The organism is Microbacterium terrisoli (genome assembly GCF_030866805.1).
GTDB classification, from domain to species: domain Bacteria; phylum Actinomycetota; class Actinomycetes; order Actinomycetales; family Microbacteriaceae; genus Microbacterium; species Microbacterium terrisoli.
On sequence record NZ_CP133019.1, the window covers coordinates 2,400,439 to 2,424,079 of the forward strand.

Below are 23,641 nucleotides of genomic sequence, written 5' to 3' on the forward strand. Positions count from 1 at the left end.
CGGCTCAGTGCTCCTCGGCGACGACGTTCTCGGCGGGCTGCACGATCGGGATCTCGGTCGTGACCGCCTCCAGCCCCGACAGCCGGGCAGGCGACAACTGCTTGGTGACCTCTTCGCGGGCCATCAGCCCGGCTTCCACGACCAGGTCGCTGACGTTGCGGCCGGTCAGCAGCGCCGTCTTGGCCAGAGCCGCCGACGCCGCGTAGCCGATGAAGGGAGTCAGCGCCGTGACCACGCCCACCGACGAGCCGACCATGGCGCCCAGACGCTCGCGGTTGGCGGTGATCCCGTCGATGCAGTTCACGCGCAGGGTCCACATCGCCTGGCGCATCCAGGTGATCGACTGGAAGATCGAATGCGCGATGACCGGCTCGAAGGCGTTCAACTGGAGCTGCCCGGCCTCGGCGGCCATCGTGACGGTGACGTCGGCGCCGGCGACCGAGAAGGCGACCTGGTTGACGACCTCGGGGATGATCGGGTTGACCTTGCCCGGCATGATCGAGGAGCCTGCCGCCTTCGCGGGCAGGTTGATCTCGCCCAGACCCGCCTGCGGGCCGCTCGAGAGCAGGCGCAGGTCGTTGCAGATCTTCGACAGCTTGATCGCGCTGCGCTTGAGCGACGAGGAGAACGACATGAACGAGCCGGTGTCGCTGGTGGCCTCGACAAGGTCGGATGCGGTGGCCAGATCCAGACCCGTGATCTCGCGCAGATGCCGCAGGACCGCCGGCGCGTAGCCGGGGTGGGTGGTGATGCCGGTGCCGATGGCGGTGGCGCCCATGTTGATCTCGAACATGAGGCTGGCGTTCTCCGTCAGCCGCTGGTGGTCGTAGCCGAGTGTGGAGGCGAACCCGTGGAACTCCTGCCCCAGCGTCATGGGCACGGCATCCTGCAGCTGCGTGCGACCGACCTTCAGGATGTCGTGGAACTCGACGGCCTTGGCCAGGAACGACGCGCGCAGCAGGCTCATCTCTTCGAGCAGGCTCTGCAGCAGCAGCGACAGACCCACCTTGACCGCGGTCGGGTACACGTCGTTGGTGGATTGGCTGCGGTTGGTGTCATCGATCGGCGCGAGGAAGGCATAGTCGCCCTTCTCGCGGCCGGCCAGCTCCAGGGCGACGTTGGTGATGACCTCGTTCGCGTTCATGTTGGTCGACGTGCCCGCGCCGCCCTGGATGACGCCGACCACGAATTGGTCGTGGAACTTGCCGTCGATCACGAGCTGCGCGGCGCGATCGATGAGATCTGCCTTCTCGTGCGAGAGCACGCCGATCTCGCGGTTCGCGCGCGCCGATGCCTGCTTGACCATCGCGAGGGCCTTCACGAAGTCGTCGTACACCGAGATCGGCCGCTTCGCGATCGGGAAGTTCGCCAGAGCCCGCGCCGTATGGATGCCCCAATAGGCATCGGCGGGGATCTCCATCGAGCCCAGTGAATCGGTCTCGGTGCGTGTGCGCATCGTTGCGTCCATAGCCATGTGTGTCAGCGTCCTTGTGGGTCACGGCGGATCGGAAGTGATCGCTTCGAGCTTACCTGCCCGCACACCACGATCCGGTGTACATCGGGTACAACCGCAAGCCGCCGGCTGTACCTGACGTCAGTCCGCGTTGCGCGGGGGTTTGCGTGCGAATCGCTCGAGCCGCTCCTCGGGACTCAGCGCAGCCATGGCCGCAAGCCACTCTTCATTGAAGACATCCGCCGTGGGTGCGTCGACCACGGGCACCACGGCGTGCGTGATCGTGTCGTCGTACACGTGGACGAGATGGAAGGACTGGCCGGCATCCATCCCGTTGACCTCCACCGCCGGACGCGCGAGGTTCATCGTGTAGCACGACGCGGCCGACACGCTCACCGGCACTCCCGCGAACATTCCATGCGTCGAGTAGTGCAGATGACCGGCGAGGATGCCGCGGACATCGGTGCCCGCGATCACCGCCGCCAACGCGTCCTGATGCCGCAGCTCGAGCAGGTCGAAGAACGGGATGTGGCCGGGCAGCGGCGGATGGTGCATCGCCAGCAGCGTGCCCAGCGGCGCGGGCTCTGCCAGCACGCCGCCCAGCCACTCCAGCTGAGCGGCATCCAGATCGCCGTGGTGCCAGCCGGGCACCGAGGAGTCGAGTGCGATCAGCCGCAGCCCGCTGAGGTCCCAGACGCCGGTGACGGGCTGCTGACTGGGTTCGCGCCCCAGCAGGGAGCGCCGCAGCTCGGGTCGTTCGTCGTGATTGCCGGCCACCCAGATCACGGGCGCGCCCAGGCGCTGCGCGACCGGTTCGACGGCCTGCTTCAACGCCACGTAGGCAGCAGGCTCACCGAGATCGGTCAGATCGCCGGTGAACACCAGGGCGTCGGGGCGCAGCGACAATCGCTCTATCGCCGCGAGCGTCCGCTGCAGGTTCGCCGAGGTGTCGTAACGCCCGTTCAGCGGACGGTTGCCACCCATCAGGTGCGTGTCGCTGACGTGGACGATGGTGCGAAGTGCTGGCGAGTGGGACCCGAAGCGAGGGAACGCGGCATCCATCCCCTCAGCCTAGGGGCGCAGCCCCCCGGACCCGCACAGCTTCAGTGGTTGAAGACGATCAGCAGGATGCCGCTGAGCACCGCCGCCCCGCACAGCGTGAACGACGCGCAGGCGGCGACGAACGCCAGGTCCTTCTGCGCCGTGGTCAGCGGGCTCTTCTTGGCGGCCTTCGCCGCCGCCTTCTCGGCACGTGCCGCCTCTTTCGGCGTGATCACCGTGATCGCATCGGTGAATTCAGCCGGGGCGACGACCGGCACCCGGCCCGCACGCACGAGCATGCGCACCCCGATCGCATAGAACCCGACGACGATGATCGCACCGCCCAGGGCCACGACGAAGACCTGCACGAATGCGAGCCAGTTGATGTCGACCGTCATTTCGCGCCCTTCCCGCCCGCGGCGTTCCTCGCTGCGGCGCCTCGTTCGGCTTCAGCGACCTTCTTCTTGCCGCCGGTCTTCTTGCCGTCCGCCTTCTTCTTCTTGTCCGTGCGCTTCTTCTCGCCGTCGCTCTTCTTGGCGTCGGCCTTCGCCTTCGCCTTCTTCTCGGCCTTCGCACGTGCTTCTTCTTCGAGCCGGCGGCGCTCGCGCTCGCGCTCTTCGGCTTTGCGGCGCGCCTTCTCTTCGGCCTTGCGACGTTCTTCTTCGCGGATGATCGCCCGCTGGCGACGCGTGGGCGGCGGGTTCTTCTTGACCTTGACCGCACGGCCCGACTCGGCCACGTCGCTCATCGCATTCGCCGCGGTGACGGCGTTGCGCCGCGACCGCAGGAACAGTCCGACGATCAGTGCCAGTGCCAGCACGCCATCGACGAGGATGCCCCAGTTGCCCAGCCATCCGACGATCAGCGCCGCCACCGCCCCGACCGCACCGGCCGCCGGCAGTGTCAGCAGCCATCCGACGGCGATCTTTCCAGCGGTGCCCCAGCGCACTTTCGATCCGCGGCGGCCGAGGCCCGAGCCGATGACCGATCCCGACGCGACCTGCGTCGTGGACAGCGCGAAGCCCACCGCGCTGGAGGCGAGGATCGTGGCGGCCGTCGCGGTCTCGGCGGCGAACCCCTGGGCGGGCTTGACGTCGGTCAGCCCCCTGCCGAGGGTGCGGATGATGCGCCAGCCGCCGAGGTAGGTGCCCAGCGCGATCGTGAACGCACAGGCCAGGATCACCCAGATGTGGGGCTCGGCCTGGTCCTTGTTCTGCCAGCCGGCCATGATCAGGGCGAGGGTGATGATGCCCATCGTCTTCTGCGCGTCGTTCGTGCCGTGCGCCAGAGCGACCATCGACGAGGTGAAGATCTGGCCCCAGCGGAAGCCGCTGCGTCCGTCGGGCTTGTTGTCGTACCGGCGGGTCAGCGCGTAGGCGAGCCGGGTGGCCAGGAACGCGACGATCCCGGCCGTCAGCGGCGAGAGCAGCGCCGGCAGGATGACCTTGCCGAACACTTCGCCGAAGTTGACCCCGATCACTCCCACACCCACGAGGGTCGCGCCGATCAGGCCGCCGAACAGAGCATGCGACGAGCTGGAGGGAAGGCCCAGCAGCCAGGTCAGCATGTTCCAGGCCACGGCGCCGATCAGCCCGGCGAAGATGAGGGCGAGGAACTGCGTCGAATTCGTGATCTGATCTTCACGGATGATGCCGTGCGAGATGGTCTGCGACACCTCGGTGGACAGGAACGCCCCCACCAGGTTCAGCCCTGCGGCCAGTCCCACGGCGACCTTGGGCTTGAGAGCGCCGGTCGCGATGGGCGTCGCCATCGCATTCGCGGTGTCGTGGAAGCCATTCGTGAAGTCGAAGAAGAGTGCCAGAGCGATGACCAGCACGACGATCAGAGCTGCGGTTTCCACCGTTCGCTTTCCGGGATTTGTGGGCGTGGATGGGCCGATGGTGTCGGCGATGCGAACGAAGAGTTCACAGATCTCGCGGCCCCGGCTTCCCGGGACACAGAAATACTCTCACGTGCGGCTGAGAACCGTGAACCGGCGACTACGGTGGACTACCGTGACCGAATCGCGCGCCGCCGCTGCGGCATCCGTCTCCGCCCCCGTCGCCGACCGCCGCCCGACCGCCCGCACGCATCACGGCGACACCGTCCAAGACCCGTACGAGTGGCTGCGCGCGAAGGACGACCCGCAGGTGATCGAGCACCTGGAGGCGGAGAACGCCTATACGCAGGCCCGCACGGCGCACCTGGAGTCGCTGCGCGAGCGGGTGTTCGGTGAGATCAAGAGCCGCACGCAGGAGAGCGACCTGTCGGTGCCCACTCGGCGCGGCGACTGGTGGTACTACGGACGCACCGTTGAGGGCAAGCAGTACGGCATCCAGTGCCGGGCACCCCTGGCCTCGCCCGACGACTGGACGCCCCCCGAGCTGTCGGCCGACGTGGAGGTGCCCGGCGAGGAGGTGCTGCTGGACGCCAACGTCGAAGCGGAGGGCCACGAGTTCTTCTCGCTGGGCAGCTTCGAGGTCTCCACCGACGGCAACCTCATGCTCTACGGAGTGGATGTCGCCGGCGACGAGCGCTACCTGCTGCGCGTGCGGGACCTGCGCACCGGCCAGGACCTGCCCGACGAGATCCCCGACACGTTCTCGGGGGCCTCGCTCTCACCCGACAGCCGCTTCGTCGTGTACTCCACGGTCGATGACGCCTGGCGCCCCGACACCGTGTGGCTGCACGAGCTGGGCACGCCGGTGGCCGACGACGCGAAGCTCTTCCACGAGCCCGACGAGAAGTTCTGGGTGGGTGCCGGCTTCACCCGCAGCGACAAGTACCTCATGATCGGGCTGGGCTCCTCGATCACCAGCGAGGAGTGGATCCTGGACGCCGACGACCTGCGCGGGCAGGCGCGCGTGGTCTGGCCGCGCGAAGAGGGCGTGGAGTACGACAGCGACCACGCCGTCGTGGACGGCCAGGACGTGCTGTACATCCTGCACAACAAGAACGCGCTGGACTTCGAGCTGGTGCGGGTCGCGGCATCCGACCCTCAAGGAACGCCCGAGGTGGTCGTGCCGCACGCACCCGGCAGGCGACTGCTGGGGCTGTCGACCTTCCGCGACTTCGCCGTGATCGGGTACCGGCGCGAAGGCCTCGCGCGCATGGGCATGTTCGACTACGCCACCAGCGGCATCGACGAGCTCACATTCGACGAGCCTCTCTATGCCGCCGGCGCCGCCGGCAATCCGGAGTGGGCGCCGCCGGTGATCCGCTTGGGCTACGCGTCGTTCGTCACCCCCGGCACCGTCTACGACTACGTCGTGGCCACCGGCGAGAAGCTGCTGCGCAAGCGCGAACCGGTGCTGGGCGGCTATGAGCCGGCCGACTACGCGCAGCAGCGCATGTGGGCGACGGCTGCGGACGGCACGCAGGTGCCCGTCTCGCTCGTGTGGAAGCGCTCGTTCGGCGACGAGCTCGGTGACGCGCCGCGCCCGCTGCACCTGTACGGGTACGGATCGTACGAGCACTCGATCGAGCCGGGCTTCTCGGTGGCGCGGCTGAGCGAGCTGGACCGCGGCGTCGTGTTCGCCGTGGCCCATGTGCGCGGCGGCGGCGAGATGGGCCGGCAGTGGTACGAAGACGGCAAGCTGCTGCACAAGCGCAACACGTTCACCGACTTCGTCGACTGCGCCCGCCACCTGATCGACGCCGGTATCACCTCTCCCGACCGTCTGGTGGCCGAGGGCGGGTCGGCGGGCGGTCTGCTCATGGGCGCGATCGCCAACCTCGCCCCCGAGCTGTTCGCGGGCGTGCTGGCCAACGTGCCGTTCGTCGATGCGCTCACCAGCATCCTCGACCCGTCGCTGCCGCTGACCGTCATCGAATGGGACGAGTGGGGCGACCCGCTGCACGACGCCGATGTGTACGCGTACATGAAGTCGTACACCCCGTATGAGAATGTCCGAGAGGATGCCGCGTACCCGCACATCCTCGCGGTGACCTCGCTGAACGACACCCGCGTGCTGTACGTGGAGCCGGCCAAATGGGTGGCACGGCTGCGCGAGGCGGGAGCCGACGCGCTGCTGAAGTGCGAGATGGTGGCCGGGCACGGCGGCGTCAGCGGGCGTTACAACGCGTGGCGGGAGCGGGCGTTCGAGCTGGCCTGGCTGCTGGACGTGCTGGGCGTCGCCGAGGCGTGAGCGGCCGCGGGCACATCAGCCGAACAGGACGGCGGCCTCGTCGTAGCGGTACTGCGGAACCGTGTTCAGCTCCCCCAGCGCCTCGGCGAACGGCACCCGCACGATGTCGGTGCCGCGCATGGCCACCATCTGGCCCCACGCGCCCTCGACCACGGCGTCGGCCGCATGCAGCCCGAGCCGGGTGGCCAGCACCCGGTCGAAACCCGACGGCGATCCCCCGCGCTGGATGTGGCCGAGCACCGTCGCACGGGTCTCGATGCCGGTGATGCGTTCGATCTCGGGCGCCATCACATCGCCGATGCCGCCCAGGCGCGGACGGTTGAACGCGTCCATGCCCTTGTCGCTGTAGGCCTCGTCCATGCCGGTCAGGGTGAACCCCTCCGAGACGACGACCAGCGGCGCACGCCCCCGGTCATGAGCGCTGGTGACCAGGTCGCACACGTCGTCGATCGACATCGGCACCTCGGGGATGCAGATCACGTGGGCGCCGGCGGCCATGCCGGCGTGCAGCGCGATCCACCCGACGTGCCGGCCCATCACCTCGGCCACCATGCAGCGCTGGTGGGAGTCGCCAGTGGTGCGCAGCCGGTCCATCGCATCGGTCGCGATGTTCACCGCGGTGTCGAACCCGAACGAATAGTCGGTGGCCCGCAGATCGTTGTCGATCGTCTTGGGCACACCCAGGACGTTCAGACCGTCTCCGGCCAGTCGGTCGGCTGCCGCGAGAGTGCCCTCGCCGCCGATCGCGATGATCCCGTCGATGCGGTGGCCGTACAGCGTCTTGGCGATGTTCTCGGCGCCGCCGCGCGGTCCCTCGTAGGGGTTGGTGCGGCTCGTGCCGAGGATCGTGCCGCCCACCTTGGACAGGCCCTTGACCTCGTGGCGGGTAAGCGGGAAGAAATCGCCCTCGACGACGCCGCGCCACCCGTCGCGGATGCCGACGAACTCGAGGTCGTACGTCGTGGTCCCCTTCAGCACGACGCCGCGGATCACCGCATTCAGTCCGGGGCAGTCGCCACCACTGGTCAGGATGCCGATCTTCATGCTTATCGTCCTCAGGTCGGGTTGGGGGGTACCGGCGACGCTGCCACGATCGACATTAGCGCCCCCGATGACCGACCGTTGACACGTGTGCAGCGCCTGCGCGCACGCGAGCGGGTCACTCCGCGCCGAGCGCCTGACGGGTCAGGTGCATGAGCGCCGACAGCTGCACCGAGTCGCTCGAGGTCGGATCCACCGCTTCACCGTCGAGGGCGCGGGCAGCCAGACCCTGCTTCGAATCGATGAGCTCGGCGATCTTCGTGTCGATCGTGTGTGCGGCGATGATCCGCCACGCCGTGACCGGCTCGTCCTGCCCGATGCGGTGCACACGGTCGATCGCCTGCGTCTGCTCGGCGGCGGTCCAGCTCAGCTCGGCGAGCACGACGTTGGACGCTGCCTGCATGTTCAGTCCGACCCCCGCGGCGGTCAGCGAACAGACCGCGACCCCGACGGCCGGATCGTTGTTGAACGCGTCGATGGCCTGCTGCCGCGCGGGCGTGGACTGGTCGCCGCGCACCGACACAGAGGTGAGGCCGGATGCCGCGAAGTGGGCTTCTGCGGCATCCATCACGTCGATGTGCTTCGCGAAGAACACGACCTTGCCCACCGACCGCTGCAGCTGCACGGCATAGTCGGCGGCCAGCAGCGCCTTGGCCTGACCGATCTTGCGGACCATCGTGAAGACGTTGTCACCGCCCGTGCCTGCCGCCTTCGACTCGTCGAGCTCGTTCTGGGCGACCAGGCGCACGATGTCATCGTCGACCTCACCGGGGGCGAGCCCGCGGTCTCCGCGCGCCGCGACGATGCGGCGATAGCGGGCCGCCAGCCGCTCGCCGAGCTCGTGCTCGGCCTGACGGATCGACCGGCCGTACTCGTCGTCGAGCTCGACCGGCAGGTCGGCGACGAGCTTGTCGGGCAGGTCGGCGGCGACATCCTTCTTCTTGCGCCGGACGATGCCCATCGAGATCACGGCGTCGCGCGCCGCGGGGTAGAAGGCCTTGTCGGCGGGGGTCAGCCCCGTCGCGTCGAGCTTCTGCATGAGCTGCGCACCCGGCTTCTCGCCGTTGGTCCACCCCAGGAAGCGCCAGATCGCATCGAAGTCCTCGACATCGTTGATCAGCGGCGTTCCGGTCAGCGCCAGCATGAGCGGGTTGCTGACCTGCTCGCGGATGCGCCCGGCCAGTGCCAGCACATTCTGGGAGCGCTGCGACGAGAGATTCTTGATGAAGTGGGCCTCGTCGACGACCAGCCCCTTCAGTCCGAGCCCGCTCAGCCACGACAGGTGCCGATCGAGGATCTCGTAGTTGATGATGAACACGTCGGCGAAGGCGTCCACGTCTTCGCCGTCGCCGGAGATGACGGTTGCGCGCCGCTGCGGCGTCCACCGCTCGACCTCGCGCGCCCAGTTCATCTTCACGACGTTCGGAACGACCGCCAGCAGCGGATACGCCTCGGCGACCGAGGCGGCGAGCACCGACTCGGCCGTCTTGCCCAGACCCGGCTCGTCGGCCAGCAGGAACGAGCGATGCCCGGCACGCACGGCCTCGAGGAACCGGGATTGGTGCGCCATGACCTCCAGGCCCTTCGGCGACAGCCGATCGAACTCCGGAACCGGGGGCAGGTCCATGGTGGCCGCTCCCCCGCCGGCGCCGGTGGCGAACGACTTGTAGAGCGGGCCCATCAGCTCCCAGCCGTCAAGCCGCCGTCGCGGAGTGCCCGACGCAGGCCTCAGGCCCAGATCGGGAGCGAGGAACGGATTCGCGTCGCGACGCGCCTCGATCTGCGGCGGGATGACCTGGCGCTCGGCGAGCCCCGCAGGCACCACGGTGGCCTGCATCGGGACGACGTCGGTGATGATGAGCTCGTCGGGAGCCAGCTCGGCGCCCGATTCGAGAAGCCAATCGCGCCGCATGCGCTTGGCCACCGGCGACGTCGCCTGGTCGGCCTCCAGCAGCTGGATCAGCGAGGTGTCGCGCGCGGCCGTCTTGGCGAGGATCGTCGCCACGCCGTCCAGGCGCTTGAGCAGCTCGGCGCGCACGGAGTCTGTCTGTGCGGTGTCGGCCTTCACGCGGGCGCGCTCTTCGCGCACCAGGAACGCGATGACCTGGAACTTGACGCGGTTGGTGGGTCCGAGCTTGCCGCGCTGCGCCTTGGCCTCGACCTCGCGCACCTTGCGGGCGAGAATCGGGATGATGGGCGCGTCGTCGTCGTGTCGTGACGACGACTTCCGGCGGCGGACGGAAGTCTGGGCGGGTGCCGTGGTCGGCATGCTCCTCCTGAGCGTGAGATCTGCGCCGGACTGTGCTGCCGGCGCGACCGGTTCGGGCTGTGATGCCCCGAAGGCGCACGAACGGGGCGCTGACGAGGCGGGAGGCATCGGCCGGCAACCGTCGCTTCGGCGTCGTGCCGCAGATGATCCCCGCCGCCATTCTACGGCATCCGCGCCGTCAACACATCGTCGTGTCCCGCGCGTCGCAGGTGTGCCCTATGGTGATGCCGTGGACGACGGTGCGAATGATGGCGAGACGACCGGTGCGGGAGCGGCATCCGCGCGCGCGCAGCGGCTGGTCCTGCTGATCGCGATCCTGGCCTCGTTCGTCTCGTTCCTGGACGGCACCGTCGTCACCGTCGCCCTGCCGGCGATCCAGCGCGATCTGGGCGGAGGCCTTGCCACCCAGCAATGGGTCGTCGACGCCTACCTGATCACGCTCGGCTCCCTCATCCTGGTGGCAGGCTCCCTCAGCGACGTGTTCGGGCGGATCGTCGTTCTCCGGGTGGGGCTGATCGGATTCGGCATCACCTCTATCGCCGCCGCCGCTGCGATCGACCCCATGTTCCTGATCGTCGCACGCGGTCTTCAGGGCATCGCAGGGGCCCTCCTGGTGCCGAGCTCCCTGGCTCTGATCACCTCGACGTTCCGCGGTCCTGCGCAGTCCCGCGCGATCGGCACGTGGACGGGGGCGACGACGGCGGCCATGCTCGTGGGGCCGGTGTTGGGCGGTGCGTTCGTCGACCTCGTGTCGTGGCGGCTGGTGTTCCTCATCAATGTGCTGCCCATCGGCGCGACGCTCTGGCTGCTGGCGATCCTGCATCAGCGCGACAAGCGGCGCGCGGGCGCGACGGTGGACTGGCTCGGCGCGATGCTGTGCACGGTGGGCCTGGGGGGCGCGGTCTTCGCGCTGATCGAGCAGGAGCGGCTGGGCTGGTCGTCGCCGGCGATCTGGGGCACCATGGTCATCGGCATCCTGTGCATCGCCGGCTTCCTCGTGCGACAGAGGTTCGCCCGCGAGCCGATGATGCCGCTGGGGCTGTTCCGCATCCGCAACTTCTCGGCGGGCAATCTCGCGACCGCGTTCGTGTACGGCGCGCTCTCATTGAACGGGTTGGTGCTGGCCGTCTATCTGCAGCAGGGTGCCGGTCTGCCCGCCACGCTCGCGGGCCTTGCGAGCCTGCCCTCGACGGTCATCATGATCCTGTTCAGCTCGCGCGTGGGCACCTGGGCGGGAAAGCTCGGTCCACGGATGTTCATGACGCTCGGGCCCCTGACGATGGCGGTCGGAATGCTCCTGCTGCTGACGGTGCGCGAAGACTTCGACTACTGGCTGCAGGTACTGCCCTCGGTGATCGTGTACGGCATCGGACTGACGATCACGGTCGCCCCGCTGACCGCGGCGATCCTGGGCTCGATCGAGCCGGAGCGCAGCGGCATCGCCTCGGCGGTCAACAATGCCGTCGCCCGCATCGCGGGACTGGTCACCGTCGCGCTGCTGGGCATGATGGTGGGTGGGGTGCTCGACCTGCAGGGCTTCTGGAGGGTCGCGATCGTCACGGCGGCGATGTTCGCACTCGGCGGGGTGATCTCGTTCGCGGGCATCCGCAACCCGCGCGCGGTGGCGGATGTCTCACCCTCGATGTGATCGCACGGTCTGCCGAGTCCGTACGCCTCCACTGACGTGCACTGCGGCGATCGCCACCCACACCACGAGCGTCTCGACGGCGACGATCACCGCCACCGGCTGCATGCCAGGTGCCGGCAGAAGAAGCGCCACCTGGGCAGTGCCCAGCGCGTACACGCCGCTGGAGAAGGCCGGCGGCCACGCGCCGCCCACGCGTCGCCGCCGCCACAGCGAGAGCACGCTGCCCACGCCGATCGGCACGAACACGATCGTGGCGACCGTCCAGCACGCCACGGCGGCCACGGTGAACGCGGAGCGGGCGCCCGGATCGACCACGGCGACATGCCCGAGCGCATCGGCGGCAAGGCCCCCGCACCCGGTCACGATCCACCAGGCCACCCCCGGTGCACCGGCGAAGCGATGGCGTACGACCCGCACCGCTGCCACCACCAGCAGTACCGCGTAGCCTGCGACCCCGCACCACACGCACCACACCGCGACCGCCACCGCCGCATCGGCCGCCGCCGGTGCCGCCGCCGGCACAAGCACCACGGCGGCTGCGGCATCGGCCAGCAGCGCGGCCGGCGCGATGAACCAGACGCCGTTCACCGCGGCAAGGCCCGGACGCGACCACGGCAGATGCCCGACCACCGCCACCAGCAGAACGGCCGTGGAGGCCCACGCCGCCACCGCGCACCCGGTGCGCAGGACCGCCGGCGCGGGGGCATCGGCGCCGGCCAGCGTCACCGCGATCACACCGAGACCGACCGGGATCGTGAAATGCCCGAACCCGACGCGCAGCGCACCCGGCCGGCGCAGGCCGAGCACGCCTGTGACCGTCACGGCGGCCGCGATCACGATCGTCAGCACCACGAACAGCGGAGCCCACGCGGCGACCCCCACGAGGTCGCACAGCTGTGCGGCGGCGCCCGTGGCCATCACCGCCCCGAACGGCAGACCGGTGCCGCTTCGCGCAGTCGGCCGGGTGCTCATCTCACTGTCGAGTGTGGCACGCGCGCCCAGCCTTGGCGGCCGGGTGCCCGGGACTAGAGCATGCTCTTGGGGTGCCAGACCGTCTTGATCTCGGTGAACGCGGCGATGCGCTGCGGCGAGGGCACCGGGTCGCCCGGCACGAGAACGCGCTTGAGGGTCTCGGCGGCGCGCACCTGCAGGTCGATCCAGTCGAGCTCGGCGGCACCGGCCAGATCCAGCGCGTTCACATCGGCGTGATCGGCCAGCCACGGGCCGAGCTCTGCCGGCGACCCGGTGAGCACGTTGACCACTCCCCCGGGAATGTCGCTGGTGGCCAGCACCTCGGCAAGGCTGATGGCCGACAGCGGACTGCGTTCGCTGGCGACCACGACGACGGTGTTGCCCGCCACCAGAGCCGGCGCGAGAACTGCCACCAGCCCCAGCAACGCGGAGTCCTGCGGTGCGATCACGGCGACCACGCCGGTCGGCTCGGGAGCCGAGATGTTGAAGTACGCTCCGGCGACCGGGTTCAGTCCGCCGGCGACCTGGGCGTACTTGTCGCACCAGCCGGCGTACCAGACCCACAGGTCGATCGCGGCGTCGACCTGGGCGCCGGCGACCGTGGCGGTCACACCCTCTTGCGCGACGATCTCGTCGACGAACTGCGCACGGCGGCCCTCGAGGATCTCGGCGACCCGATACAGCACCTGTCCGCGGTTGTAAGCGGTCGCCCCCGCCCAGCCGGACTGCGCGCCGCGCGCCGCGCGCACGGCATCGCGGGCGTCTTTGCGCGAAGCCTTCGCGGCGTTGGCGAGGAATGTGCCGGCAGCCGAGACGACCTCGTAGGTGCGCCCGGACTCGCTGCGCGGGAACGCCCCGCCGATCGCCAGCTTGTACGTCTTGGGCACGGTCAGTCGGGCGCTCATCGCGAGGCCTCCTTGCGGGACTTGCGGGCAGGTCTGTCGGCAGCGTGCGTTTCGTCTCGGTCGCGCCTCGCGCGGCCTCGCTCAACGACCGGAGTGTCGCGCTTGGCGCGTTCAGCGACCGGCGCGGCGGGCTTCAGGTACGCGGACAAGCCGTGGCGTCCGCCCTCGCGGCCGTAGCCGGACTCCTTGTATCCACCGAAGGGCGACGCCGGATCGAACCGGTTGAAGGTGTTGGCCCACACCACGCCGGCGCGCAGCCGGTCGGCGACGGCCAGGATGCGCGACCCCTTGTCGCTCCAGATCCCCGCCGACAGGCCGTACGGCGTGTTGTTGGCTTTGGCGATGGCCTCGGCGGGCGTGCGGAAGGTGAGCACCGACAGCACGGGCCCGAAGACCTCTTCGCGCGCGATGCGGTGGGATGCCTCGACGCCGGTGAAGATCGTCGGCGCGAACCAGAACCCCTTGTCGGGAATGACGCAATCTGCGGTCCACCGCTCGGCGCCCTCCAGCTCCCCGGCGTCGCTGAGCGTGCGGATGCGCTCGAGCTGGGCGGCGGAGTTGATCGCACCGATGTCGGTGTTCTTGTCGAGCGGGTCGTCCAGCCGCAGCGTCGACAGCCGCGTCTTCAACCGATCGATGACCTCGTCGTGGATCGACTCCTGCACCAGCAGACGGCTGCCCGCGCAGCACACGTGCCCCTGGTTGAAGAAGATGCCGTTGACGATCCCCTCGATCGCCTGGTCGATCGGTGCATCGTCGAAGACGATGTTCGCGGCCTTGCCGCCCAGTTCCAGTGTCAGCGATTTTCCGGTGCCGGCGACGGTGCGCGCGATCTGACGCCCCACCCCGGTGGAGCCGGTGAAGGCGACCTTGTCGACATCGGGATGCCGCACCAGGGCCGCTCCGGTGGCGCCGGCGCCGGTGACGATGTTCACGACACCGGCGGGGAGGTCGGCCTGCTGCAGGATCTCGGCGAAGATGAGCGCCGACAGGGGCGTCGTCTCGGCGGGTTTGAGCACGACGGTGTTGCCCGCCGCCAGCGCCGGCGCGATCTTCCACGCGAGCATCAGCAGCGGGAAGTTCCACGGGATCACCTGCCCGGCAACCCCCAGCGACCGCGGATCGGCGCCCAGGCCCGCGTAGTCGAGCTTGTCGGCCCACCCCGCGTAGTAGAAGAACCACGCTGCCACCAGCGGCACGTCCACGTCACGGCTCTCCTTGATCGGCTTGCCGTTGTCCAGGCTCTCGGCCACGGCCAGCTCGCGCGCCCGCTCTTGCACGAGCCGTGCGATGCGGAACAGATACTTGCCGCGGTCGCGCCCGCTCATCTTCGCCCACACCGCCGTGTGCGCGCGGCGCGCGGCGGCCACCGCGCGATCGACATCCTCATCTGAGGCGAGCGCGATCTCGGCGATGCGCGACTCGTCGGCCGGTGAGATCGTCGTGAACGAGCCGCCCGTGCCGTCGACGAAGTCACCGTCGATGAACAGGCCGTACCGGTCTTTCAGGTTCAGGATGCTGCGCGACTCGGGGGCCGGCGCGTACTCGAGAAAGCTCATGTTCGATCCCTCGTCAATCCAGGGTGACATAGTCGGGGCCGGAGTACCGGCCGGTGGACATCTTCTGGCGCTGCAGCAGCACGTCGTTGAGCAGGCTCGACGCGCCGAAGCGGAACAGGTGCGGCTGCAGCCAATGCTCGCCGGCGGTCTCGGCGACCGTCACGAGGTACTTCACGGCATCCTTCGACGTGCGGATGCCGCCCGCGGGCTTGACCCCGATGTATTCACCGGTCAGCCGATGCCAATCGCGGACGACCTCGAGCATCAGCAGTGTCACCGGCAGCGTGGCCGCCGGTGAGACCTTGCCGGTCGAGGTCTTGATGAAATCCCCACCGGCGAGGATCGCGAGCCATGAGGCGCGCTTGACGTTGTCGTAGGTGTTCAGCTCGCCGGTCTCCAAGATCACCTTCAGCGCTGCCGAGGACCCATCCGAGCGCCGGCAGGCCTCTTTGACCTGCACGATCTGGTCGAACACCAGCGAATAGCGGCCGGACAGGAACGCACCGCGGTCGATGACCATGTCGATCTCGTCGGCACCGGCGGCCACCGCATCGCGGGTGTCGGCGAGCTTGACCTCCAGCGACGCGCGACCGCTGGGGAAGGCCGTTGCCACCGCCGCCACGCCGATCCTGCCATCGTCGGGGTCGCCGTGCCGGTCGCCGAGCGCCTCGATCGCGTACGGCACCATGTCGCCGTACACGCAGATCGCCGCCACCGGCGGACACGTCGGGTCGGCGGCATCCGGATGCTGCGCCTTCGCGGCGAGCGAGCGCACCTTGCCCGGTGTGTCGGCGCCCTCGAGGGTCGTCAGGTCGATGAGTCCGACGATGCGCTCCAGCGCCCAGGCCTTCGAGGTCGTCTTGATCGAACGGGTGCCCAGGGCTGCCGCGCGCTGCTCGAGGCCCACGGCATCCACCCCCGGCAGCCCGTGCACGAAGCGCTTGAGCGTGTGGTCGTCGGGCGCGCCGCCGAGAACGTCGATGGCGGTGCGCCGAGTGAGTTCTTGAATGGTCATCGTTCCTCCAGTGGTGGCAGGTCTGTATGCTGCGCGAGCAGTGTCTCCACGAGCGCGTCGGGCGGGATGCCGCGACGGCGGGCCTCTTGTTCGAGACGGGTCACCGCCCCCGGCGAGAGTGCGACGGGCGACAGTGCGCCGGCCGAGGGTGCGACGGCACCGGATCGCGCGTCCGGCAACAGCAGCGACATCACCGGCACCACGACCGCGCCGAGCGCGGCCAGAATGCCGCCGATGCCGAGCGCACGCGGATACACCTGATCGTCGACGGTCTCGGATCCCCAGATGAGATACACGATCAAGAGCACCACGACGGCGAACAGCGCCAACGTGATGATGAGTCCGATGCGCACGGGGGCGCGGCGACGATCGGCGAGAAGCAGAAGCAGGCTGCCCAGCGCCAGAGCGATCGAGGCGGTGACGCAGGTCCCGGTCACCTTGGCGACGATCTCCCAGGCCGTGCCGCCGTCGCCGTCGTACCACACCGTCCAGATCACGAGCGCGGCCGCCAGCACCGAGACCGCCACCCCGACCATGCCCACCGGCTGCAGCGGCCGGCCGAGCAGTGCGGCACAGCACAGCACGGCGACGCTGAAGGCGCCGACGATGGCGGTCGTCCCGATGACGCGCCATGCCGCCTGGCCGAGGTCGCCGCCGAGCAGCACGACGATGCCGCCGAGGGCTGCGAGCGAGAAGGCCACGATGATCACGCCGACGATGATGCGGCGCAGCCGTGTCACCGTCGGTCGTGGACCCGGAGTGGCGAGCGTGGTCATGCGTCCTCCAGCAGGGATCGAGCCGTGTTCTCGTCGGTGACGACGACGGTGCACAGGCCGCTGCCGACCACCGTGCGGGCCAGGTCGTGCTTGGCGGCGCCCGCGGTGACGAACACCGCGACCTGCGCCTCGCGCAGACGCGCGAGCGGCATGCCGACGGTTCGCGCGTCCAGCGCCGGGTCGACGATGTTGCCGTCGGGGTCGAGGTAACGGCCGAGCACATCGCCGACCGCGCCGCGCTGCTGCAGCCGGCGGATCTCGGCGAGGTCGAGGTAGCCGTTCTCGACGTGCGCGGACGACGCGTCGCACACGCCGGCCGAGAAGACATACGCGTCGGCGGCCGCTGCTCGTGCGAGCACCCCAGCGACGGTGCGATCCCACTGGATGGCCTGCGCGGTCTCTTCCTGCTCGAGGATCGCGGGGCTCGGCAGCAGCACCGCTTCGCCGCCTGCGCGCTCGGCGATCGTGGCGGCCAGATGTGCCGCACCGCCGGGCCTGCGGTTGACGCTGACGCCGCCGTTCACCTGCACGACCGTCACGCCGTGCGCCCAGTCCTGCGGCAGATGCTCGGCGACGGCATTCAGCGTGCGCCCCCAGCTGACGCCGAGGGTGCGCGGGACCGGCCGCAGGGCGCGCAGGTGGTCGGCGGCGGCCTGTCCGACGCGATCGGTAAGCGCGGAGGCGTCGTCGGTCGCCGGGACCACGACGGCCTCACGCAGCCGCGCGAAGCGCTCGACGAGCGCCCTTTCCACGCCGAGCCGGCGTGCGCCGGGGTGGATGATCTCGATGCGGACGATGCCCGATTCGCGGGCCTGGGTCAGCAGCCGTCCGACCTTCCAGCGCGAGATGCCCAGAAGCGCGCCGACCTCGTCCTGCGTCTTGCCGGCGTCGTAGTACAGCTCGGCGACGCGGACCGAGAGCAGCTCTTCGTCCACGGCGGTCTCCACACCTTCGAGACTACGCGGCATCCCGCATTCGCGCACCGGCGTGCGCATATGAGCAGAATCCGTCGCGGCGTCTGCTCATCCGTCAGGCCAGCAGCGCTCGCACGCGCTCCACGTCGTCGGCCATCTGTGCCTTCAGCGCCTCGACGCCGTCGAAGGCGACCATGCCGCGCACCCGCTGGACGAACTGCACCTCGACGAAGTGGTCGTACAGGTCCAGCTCGGTGTGGTCGAGCACGTACGCTTCGACCACGCGGACGGGCACGTCGTCGAACGTGGGATTGGTCCCCACACTGATGGCCGCCGGGTGCCGGATGCCGTGCGGCAGCACGGTGCCGCCGTCCGCATCGGCCGATCCCGCATCCGCCGGCCCCTCGTCGATGAGCCAGCCGGCATAGACGCCGTCGGCGGGGACGAAGCCCTCCATCTGCGGCGACAGGTTCGCGGTGGGAAAGCCCAGCTCGCGTCCGCGCTTGAGTCCGTGCACGACTTCGCCCCACACCGCGTGCGCGCGCCCCAGCAGCTGAGCGGCTCCCGCCACATCTCCTGCGGCCAGCAGCTCGCGCACCCAGGTCGAGGAGACGCGCCGCGCGGCGTCATCGGCACGCACGTCGTCGATGATGTCGACGCGGAAGCCGAGCTGTTCGCCGAAGCGCTGCAGCATCTCGGGGCTGCCTGCCCCGCCCCTGCCGAACCGGAAGTCGCGCCCGACCAGCACCGTCTGCACGTTCAGCGCGTCGGCCAGCACGCCCTGGATGAACTCCTCCGCCGGCTGGGCCGCCATCTGCGCGTCGAAGCGCAGCACCAGCACGCCGTCGATGCCGGACTCGGCCAGCAGCTCGAGTTTCTGGTGCAGCCCGATCACGTCTTCGGGGCACACCTCGGGACGAAGGGTGGCGAGCGGATTGCGGTCGAATGTGACGGCGACGACCGCGGCGCCTGTGGACGCGGCATCCTTCTTCGCGCGCTCGAGGATGGCCCGGTGCCCTGCGTGCACGCCGTCGAACTTGCCGATCGCCACCACCGACGGCCCGAACGACGCGGGGACCTCCGCCGGGTCGTGGAAGACGATCACGCGGCCACCACCGGTTCGGGTGCGCTCACGGGGCGGTGGGTGATCAGCCACCACAGCCCGAAGAACGGCAGCACCAGCGGGATGAACAGATAGCCCATGCCGTAGAACGACCACACCGTGGCTTCGGGGAACAGGTCGGGGCGCACGAGGCTGAGTGTGCCGATCGAGAGCACACCGACCATTTCGAAGAGGATCGCGATCCAGGCGACGCGATACCACGCGCGTCGCGCCGAGAAGATCAGGGCGAGGGTCGCGACGATGTAGACGAGGGCGGATGCCGCGGACAGCGTGAACGCGAGCGGTGCGTGATCGAACCGCTCGATGATCTGCACGAGCGAGCGGCCCGTGGCTCCGAGGGCGAGGATGCCGTAGACGACGACGAGGACGCGGCCGATGCCGGTCATCCGGCGGCGGGAGTGTGCTGGCGATGACATGTCACCGTCGATCCTAACTTCCACGGGGTACACCGCTCGCACACCACATGCCTCATACACCTCATTGCCATCAGGAGTAGACAGACACCCCGTTGGGTGACAAGATTTACGCACGGTAAACCCCCCGACCGCATCTCTGTCCGCCTCCTCTCCGCGAAGTGCCTCTCATGCGATCGATCCGCGCTGCCCTGCCTGCCGCCCTCACCACTGCCTTCCTCATCGCGTCCTTCGTCGGCGCCGTCCCCGCCGCGAGCGCCGCCGCGCCGCCGACCGCGGTCGTCGCCGAGCCCACGCCGCCCGTCGCGACCAGGTTCGCGACGCCGCTCGCGACCAAGACCTACACGGTGTCGTCGTTCTACGGCGCGCGCTGCATGCCGCTGCCCGGCGCGTCCACCTTCCACGAAGGACTCGACATGGCGGCCCCCACCGGCGCGCCGATCGCGGCGGTTGCCGCGGGCATCGTGGTCGCGACCGTCGACGGGACCAGCGCACGTGCCGGTTATGTGAAACTGCGGCACTCGATCGACGGCGTGACCTACACCTCGATCTACTACCACATCTGGAAGTCGACGACCCGGGTCAAGGTCGGCCAGCTCGTCGCCGCCGGCCAGCGCATCAGCGAAGTCGGCTCGAGCGGCGTCTCCAGCGGCAGCCATCTGCACCTGGAGATCTGGAAGGGCACACCGGGTTCTGCGACCTCGCTCGACCCCGCCCCGTTCTTCACGTCCCGCGGCGTCGACCTGCTCTCCGGGGCGCGATCGGTGACGGCGACCAGGCCGCCGGCCACCTGCACGTACTACACGACGACCGGCGTGAACTTCCGCACCGGTCCGTCGACGTCGGCCGGCATCATCCGCGTCCTGCCCATCGGCACCGCGACCGTTCAGGTTCCCGGGCGGTCGACGAACGGCTATCTGCCGGTGACCGTCGCCGGCAGACCCGGCTGGATCTCTTCAGCGTATGTGTCGCCGACCAGGCCCGCGGTGCCCAGGCCGGCACCCGTCGCCACGCCGGTGCCCGCGGCCAAGCCTGCACCGGCCAAGCCTGCACCGGCCAAGCCTGCACCGGCCAAGCCTGCACCGGCGGCGGTGAAGCCCAAGCCTGCCGCCAAGCCCGCCGCGCCGGCGACCTACCGCACGGCGGCGGCGCTGAACTTCCGCAGGACCCCGTCGATGTCGGGGGCGAAGATCCTCGTGATCCCCAAGGGCTCAACCGTCGGCAGCATCCGCGCGTCGAAGGGCGTTTGGCGCCAGATCACCTACAAGGGCAAGACCGGCTGGGTGCACTCGGCCTACCTCGCCAAGCGCTGACCGTGCAGCCGCCGTAGGCGGCGGTCAGGCGGCCTGCTGCGTCCAGATCACGAGCATGCGCCACGTCATGATCGCCACGGCCAGCGAGGCGATGCCCATGATCACCGTGCTCCAGCGGCTGCGCTCGATCAGGGCCCATGCCACGCCGGCCGGGGGCAGCAGCACGGCAGAGACCAGGTACACCCAGAACTCCAGCAGGCTGCCGCTGGGCGGGTTGCCGACGAAGGGGGCGACGATGGCGATGACCACCTGGGCGATCAGCAGCACTTCGACCAGCGCCAGAGCGCCGACGGTGAGATCGCTCGGGCGACGCCCGACCAGGCCCAGGATGACGCACAGCACGCCGCCGACGGTCGCCACCGCAACGGTGACGAGGGTGAACCACAGAATCATGGATGCTGCTCCTCGGGCATGTTCATGACGCTCTTGATCTCGGGCCCGCGTCGCTCCACGACGCCGATCAACCGGCCTGTCGGGTCGATCGCGGCAGCGCGCGGCCCGTCGATGGTCAATCCCGCCACGCGCTTGCCGTGGCGCAGGTCGCGCGCCTGCGCGGCATCGACGTGCAGTGCGGGCATGACGGCGGAGGCGACCTCTGCCGCCGATCGCAGCGGGGCCGCCGCAAGCGCGTCGACGAGCGCGTCGACGGCGGGGACCGCCCCGGGCGGCACTGCCGCCGCGTCGCGCACGTCGAACGGGCCGATACGCGTGCGCCGCAGGGCGGTCAGATGACCGCCCACACCCAGATCCGCCCCCAGGTCGCGTGCCAGGGCGCGCACGTACGTGCCGCTGGAGCACGACACCGCCACGTCGAGATCGAGGTGTCCCTCGCCCTCGCGCACGTCCTGCAGCACGAGCGACGAGATCACGACCTCGCGGGCCTTCAGCTCGACCTCGACGCCCGCGCGCGCCAGATCGTACGCGCGGCGCCCGCCCACCTTGATCGCCGACACGCGGCTGGGCACCTGCGAGATCCGCCCCGTCAGCCCCGTCATGCCTCCGGCGATGCGCTCGCGCGTGACGGCGGCGACTTCGGATACCGCGGCTCGGGCGGTGACCTGCCCGTCGGCATCGTCGGAGTCGGTCGTCACCCCCAGCCGGATCGTGGCGAGATAGTCCTTGTCGAGGCCGACCAGGAAGGTCAGCAGCCGCGTGGCGGCGCCGATTCCGAGCACCAGCAGGCCGGTGGCCATCGGATCGAGGGTGCCGGCGTGGCCGATCTTGCGGGTGTTCAGTGCCCGGCGTGCGCGGGCGACGACGTCGTGACTGGTGATCCCGCCGGGTTTGTCCACGAGCAGGATGCCGGTCGGTTCGGCCATCAGCACGAATCCCGGAAGATCTGCACGGGCCGGGCCGGGTCGGCGACGTCCACGAGCGCCGAGGCGTACTGCACCGGCTGCTCGCGCAGGTAGGCGTACTCGGCCGATGTGTACGGAGCATCCATCGAACGGCCCGAGGCTGCCGCATGCTGCTCGTCGGGAACCTCGAGCCATACCGAGTAATGCCACATTCCGCGCAGGCGCGGTGTGTTCAGGAACGGGCCGTCCACCACCAGCACGGCGTCCTCGGGGGCTGTCACCCAGCGCGCTTCGACCGGCTGATTGCGCTGGGCGTCCCACGCCCGCAGCTGGAATCCGGTGGTGGCCGCTGTCTGCCGACCGTTGCGGAACGGGTCGACGAGCACGCGGCGGAACGTCTCTTCGTCGAACCACTGCGCGGCGCGCTCGGTGCCCTGGCGCTCGGTTCGCGGCAGCAGGAAGTCGCCGGCGTGCGCACGGAAGACAGCGGTCCCGTCCTCGCCCACGATCGCAGCGAAGTCGTCGGCGAAGGCCGCGGTGGCGACGTCGGGCAGGGCGTCCACCGCCATCAGGATGCGGCCGGCGGGATAGTTCTGCCGCAATTGCGTGCGCAGATCGCGCAGCAGGGTGTTGACGGGGGTGATGGGCAGGCGCATACCCTCAGCCTATTGCGGCTGGCTTCTCGCGGCCGCGCTGTGCGCGTCTGCCCCGTGCACAGCTGCGGGGATCTTGCCGACACTCCGAGGTCGGGCCGTCGGATGGACGGCGTGTCGCGAAAAGCCCCGCTCGTGTGTTCGCCGGGATGCCGGCAGGCAAGCACATCGCACATAGGCTGGGCCGGTGTCCGCCTCCTCCCCCGACATCGCGACGCCGCTCGTTGCGTGGTACCGCCGGAACGCGCGCGACCTGCCGTGGCGGCGCGACGGCTTCCACGAACGCTACGGCGCGTGGGGCGTGCTGGTGAGCGAGTTCATGCTCCAGCAGACACCGACCGCACGAGTCGTCCCGCACCTGGATGCATGGCTGACCCGCTGGCCGACGCCGGCCGCTCTGGCCGCGGAGCCGCCCGCCGCGGCCGTGCGGCAGTGGGCGAACCTCGGATATCCACGCCGGGCGCTGTGGCTGCACCGAGCCGCGCGCCAGATTCGCGACGAGCACGGCGGCCTCGTGCCACGGGACGTGGCCTCCCTGCTGCAGCTGCAGGGCATCGGCGACTACACGGCGCGCGCGGTTGCCGTCTTCGCCTACGGCGACCGGCATCCCGTCGTCGACACCAACACCCGACGCGTTCTCGCACGCGCGCTGGACGGCAGATCGCAGCCCGCCCCGCCCTCGCCGCGCGATCTCGACCGGATGAGCGCCGTGCTGCCCGAAGGCCGCGCCGAAGCGGCCGTCATGAACGCTGCGACGATGGAGCTCGGAGCCGTCGCCTGCACGGCGCGCTCCCCGCGATGCGACATATGCCCGATCGCGCATGTATGCGTGTGGCGCGGGTCGGGGTACCCCGACACGGGAGACGGTCGACGCAAGCAGGCACGGTATGAGGGCAGCGACCGGCAGGCGCGCGGTGCGGTGCTGCGAACGCTGCGGGATGCCGCATCCCACGCCGTCGCACACGACCGGGTGATCGCGGACTGGGCTGACGCCGGCCAGCGTGATCGGGCGATCGATTCCCTCATTGCCGACGGCCTGATCGAGGCCGGGGACGGGATGCTGCGCCTGCCGCAGTGACGACACGGATGGCCCGGTGCGC

General features: G+C 69.7%; 21 protein-coding genes. 4 read left to right on the top strand and 17 right to left on the bottom strand.

Annotation, left to right across the window (positions count from 1 at the left end; all coding sequences use genetic code 11):
* Nucleotides 1-4: 4 nt before the first annotated feature.
* From QU603_RS10810 to QU603_RS10825, 4 genes are all read right to left on the bottom strand, one after another.
* Nucleotides 5-1,474 (bottom strand): aspartate ammonia-lyase, encoded by a 1,470-nt coding sequence (locus tag QU603_RS10810; protein WP_308491396.1) that lies wholly within the window; start codon nucleotides 1,472-1,474, stop codon nucleotides 5-7.
* 120 nt (nucleotides 1,475-1,594) lie between these two features.
* Nucleotides 1,595-2,515, bottom strand: coding sequence for a phosphodiesterase (locus QU603_RS10815; protein WP_308491397.1), 921 nt, complete (start codon nucleotides 2,513-2,515; stop codon nucleotides 1,595-1,597).
* 41 nt (nucleotides 2,516-2,556) lie between these two features.
* A complete protein-coding gene (locus QU603_RS10820; RefSeq protein WP_308491398.1) occupies nucleotides 2,557-2,892 on the bottom strand; it encodes a peptidase in 336 nt (111 codons plus the stop codon).
* Nucleotides 2,889-4,355: an inorganic phosphate transporter gene (locus tag QU603_RS10825; protein WP_308491399.1), complete on the bottom strand. Its 1,467-nt coding sequence runs from the start codon at nucleotides 4,353-4,355 to the stop codon at nucleotides 2,889-2,891. The genes QU603_RS10820 and QU603_RS10825 overlap by 4 nt, the downstream gene beginning before the upstream one ends.
* Before the next feature lie 154 nt (nucleotides 4,356-4,509).
* Here QU603_RS10825 and QU603_RS10830 point away from each other — a divergent pair, with 154 nt between their 5' ends.
* A complete protein-coding gene (locus tag QU603_RS10830) occupies nucleotides 4,510-6,642 on the top strand; it encodes a S9 family peptidase (RefSeq protein WP_308491400.1) in 2,133 nt (710 codons plus the stop codon).
* A gap of 15 nt (nucleotides 6,643-6,657) precedes the next feature.
* Here QU603_RS10830 and QU603_RS10835 read toward each other — a convergent pair whose 3' ends face one another.
* Nucleotides 6,658-7,686 (bottom strand): 6-phosphofructokinase, encoded by a 1,029-nt coding sequence (locus tag QU603_RS10835; protein ID WP_308491401.1) that lies wholly within the window; start codon nucleotides 7,684-7,686, stop codon nucleotides 6,658-6,660.
* A 115-nt stretch (nucleotides 7,687-7,801) separates the two neighbouring features.
* Nucleotides 7,802-9,952: a DEAD/DEAH box helicase gene (locus tag QU603_RS10840; RefSeq protein WP_308491402.1), complete on the bottom strand. Its 2,151-nt coding sequence runs from the start codon at nucleotides 9,950-9,952 to the stop codon at nucleotides 7,802-7,804.
* A gap of 229 nt (nucleotides 9,953-10,181) precedes the next feature.
* On the opposite strand from QU603_RS10840, the gene QU603_RS10845 reads away from it, so the two are divergent.
* Complete coding sequence (locus tag QU603_RS10845; protein WP_308491403.1) at nucleotides 10,182-11,600, top strand: MFS transporter; 1,419 nt, start codon at nucleotides 10,182-10,184, stop codon at nucleotides 11,598-11,600.
* Here the strand turns inward: QU603_RS10845 and QU603_RS10850 are convergent.
* From QU603_RS10850 to QU603_RS10885, 8 genes are all read right to left on the bottom strand, one after another.
* Nucleotides 11,586-12,572 carry an SLAC1 family transporter gene (locus tag QU603_RS10850; RefSeq protein ID WP_308491404.1) on the bottom strand — a complete coding sequence of 329 codons (987 nt, stop codon included), beginning with the start codon at nucleotides 12,570-12,572 and terminating at the stop codon, nucleotides 11,586-11,588. The genes QU603_RS10845 and QU603_RS10850 overlap by 15 nt on opposite strands.
* A 53-nt stretch (nucleotides 12,573-12,625) precedes the next feature.
* Nucleotides 12,626-13,477 carry an aldehyde dehydrogenase family protein gene (locus QU603_RS10855; protein ID WP_308491405.1) on the bottom strand — a complete coding sequence of 284 codons (852 nt, stop codon included), beginning with the start codon at nucleotides 13,475-13,477 and terminating at the stop codon, nucleotides 12,626-12,628.
* Nucleotides 13,474-15,036 carry an aldehyde dehydrogenase family protein gene (locus QU603_RS10860; RefSeq protein WP_308491406.1) on the bottom strand — a complete coding sequence of 521 codons (1,563 nt, stop codon included), beginning with the start codon at nucleotides 15,034-15,036 and terminating at the stop codon, nucleotides 13,474-13,476. Before QU603_RS10860 ends, QU603_RS10855 begins: the two co-directional genes overlap by 4 nt.
* Before the next feature lie 13 nt (nucleotides 15,037-15,049).
* A complete protein-coding gene (gene deoC / locus QU603_RS10865; RefSeq protein ID WP_308491407.1) occupies nucleotides 15,050-16,051 on the bottom strand; it encodes a deoxyribose-phosphate aldolase in 1,002 nt (333 codons plus the stop codon).
* Nucleotides 16,048-16,827 (bottom strand): hypothetical protein, encoded by a 780-nt coding sequence (locus QU603_RS10870; RefSeq protein WP_308491408.1) that lies wholly within the window; start codon nucleotides 16,825-16,827, stop codon nucleotides 16,048-16,050. The genes deoC and QU603_RS10870 overlap by 4 nt, the downstream gene beginning before the upstream one ends.
* Complete coding sequence (locus tag QU603_RS10875; RefSeq protein ID WP_308491409.1) at nucleotides 16,824-17,774, bottom strand: sugar-binding transcriptional regulator; 951 nt, start codon at nucleotides 17,772-17,774, stop codon at nucleotides 16,824-16,826. The genes QU603_RS10870 and QU603_RS10875 overlap by 4 nt, the downstream gene beginning before the upstream one ends.
* 82 nt (nucleotides 17,775-17,856) lie before the next feature.
* Nucleotides 17,857-18,846, bottom strand: coding sequence for a bifunctional riboflavin kinase/FAD synthetase (locus tag QU603_RS10880; protein WP_308491410.1), 990 nt, complete (start codon nucleotides 18,844-18,846; stop codon nucleotides 17,857-17,859).
* A complete protein-coding gene (locus QU603_RS10885) occupies nucleotides 18,843-19,280 on the bottom strand; it encodes a hypothetical protein (protein WP_308491411.1) in 438 nt (145 codons plus the stop codon). Before QU603_RS10885 ends, QU603_RS10880 begins: the two co-directional genes overlap by 4 nt.
* 167 nt (nucleotides 19,281-19,447) lie before the next feature.
* Between QU603_RS10885 and QU603_RS10890 the strand changes: the two genes are divergently transcribed.
* Nucleotides 19,448-20,590, top strand: coding sequence for a peptidoglycan DD-metalloendopeptidase family protein (locus tag QU603_RS10890; RefSeq protein WP_308491412.1), 1,143 nt, complete (start codon nucleotides 19,448-19,450; stop codon nucleotides 20,588-20,590).
* A gap of 24 nt (nucleotides 20,591-20,614) precedes the next feature.
* Here the strand turns inward: QU603_RS10890 and QU603_RS10895 are convergent, their stop codons facing one another.
* Genes QU603_RS10895 through QU603_RS10905 form a run of 3 tightly spaced genes read right to left on the bottom strand, consistent with a single transcriptional unit; the run spans nucleotide 20,615 to nucleotide 22,544 of the window.
* Complete coding sequence (locus QU603_RS10895; protein ID WP_308491413.1) at nucleotides 20,615-20,983, bottom strand: hypothetical protein; 369 nt, start codon at nucleotides 20,981-20,983, stop codon at nucleotides 20,615-20,617.
* A complete protein-coding gene (gene truB, locus QU603_RS10900) occupies nucleotides 20,980-21,909 on the bottom strand; it encodes a tRNA pseudouridine(55) synthase TruB (protein WP_308491414.1) in 930 nt (309 codons plus the stop codon). Before truB ends, QU603_RS10895 begins: the two co-directional genes overlap by 4 nt.
* Nucleotides 21,909-22,544: a nucleoside/nucleotide kinase family protein gene (locus QU603_RS10905; RefSeq protein WP_308491415.1), complete on the bottom strand. Its 636-nt coding sequence runs from the start codon at nucleotides 22,542-22,544 to the stop codon at nucleotides 21,909-21,911. The genes truB and QU603_RS10905 overlap by 1 nt, the downstream gene beginning before the upstream one ends.
* Before the next feature lie 184 nt (nucleotides 22,545-22,728).
* On the opposite strand from QU603_RS10905, the gene QU603_RS10910 reads away from it, so the two are divergent.
* Nucleotides 22,729-23,619 (top strand): iron-sulfur binding domain-containing protein, encoded by an 891-nt coding sequence (locus QU603_RS10910; RefSeq protein WP_308491416.1) that lies wholly within the window; start codon nucleotides 22,729-22,731, stop codon nucleotides 23,617-23,619.
* Nucleotides 23,620-23,641 lie beyond the last annotated feature (22 nt).

Excerpts from the sequence above, each read along its gene's own strand:
- QU603_RS10810 (WP_308491396.1), bottom strand. The coding sequence starts at position 1,474 with ATGGCTATGGACGCAACGATGCGCACACGCACCGAGACCGATTCACTG.
- QU603_RS10815 (WP_308491397.1), bottom strand. The coding sequence starts at position 2,515 with ATGGATGCCGCGTTCCCTCGCTTCGGGTCCCACTCGCCAGCACTTCGC.
- QU603_RS10820 (WP_308491398.1), bottom strand. The coding sequence starts at position 2,892 with ATGACGGTCGACATCAACTGGCTCGCATTCGTGCAGGTCTTCGTCGTG.
- QU603_RS10835 (WP_308491401.1), bottom strand. The coding sequence starts at position 7,686 with ATGAAGATCGGCATCCTGACCAGTGGTGGCGACTGCCCCGGACTGAAT.
- QU603_RS10840 (WP_308491402.1), bottom strand. The coding sequence starts at position 9,952 with ATGCCGACCACGGCACCCGCCCAGACTTCCGTCCGCCGCCGGAAGTCG.
- QU603_RS10850 (WP_308491404.1), bottom strand. The coding sequence starts at position 12,572 with ATGAGCACCCGGCCGACTGCGCGAAGCGGCACCGGTCTGCCGTTCGGG.
- QU603_RS10855 (WP_308491405.1), bottom strand. The coding sequence starts at position 13,477 with ATGAGCGCCCGACTGACCGTGCCCAAGACGTACAAGCTGGCGATCGGC.
- QU603_RS10860 (WP_308491406.1), bottom strand. The coding sequence starts at position 15,036 with ATGAGCTTTCTCGAGTACGCGCCGGCCCCCGAGTCGCGCAGCATCCTG.
- deoC (WP_308491407.1), bottom strand. The coding sequence starts at position 16,051 with ATGACCATTCAAGAACTCACTCGGCGCACCGCCATCGACGTTCTCGGC.
- QU603_RS10870 (WP_308491408.1), bottom strand. The coding sequence starts at position 16,827 with ATGACCACGCTCGCCACTCCGGGTCCACGACCGACGGTGACACGGCTG.
- QU603_RS10885 (WP_308491411.1), bottom strand. The coding sequence starts at position 19,280 with ATGTCATCGCCAGCACACTCCCGCCGCCGGATGACCGGCATCGGCCGC.
- QU603_RS10890 (WP_308491412.1), top strand. The coding sequence starts at position 19,448 with ATGCGATCGATCCGCGCTGCCCTGCCTGCCGCCCTCACCACTGCCTTC.
- QU603_RS10895 (WP_308491413.1), bottom strand. The coding sequence starts at position 20,983 with ATGATTCTGTGGTTCACCCTCGTCACCGTTGCGGTGGCGACCGTCGGC.
- truB (WP_308491414.1), bottom strand. The coding sequence starts at position 21,909 with ATGGCCGAACCGACCGGCATCCTGCTCGTGGACAAACCCGGCGGGATC.
- QU603_RS10905 (WP_308491415.1), bottom strand. The coding sequence starts at position 22,544 with ATGCGCCTGCCCATCACCCCCGTCAACACCCTGCTGCGCGATCTGCGC.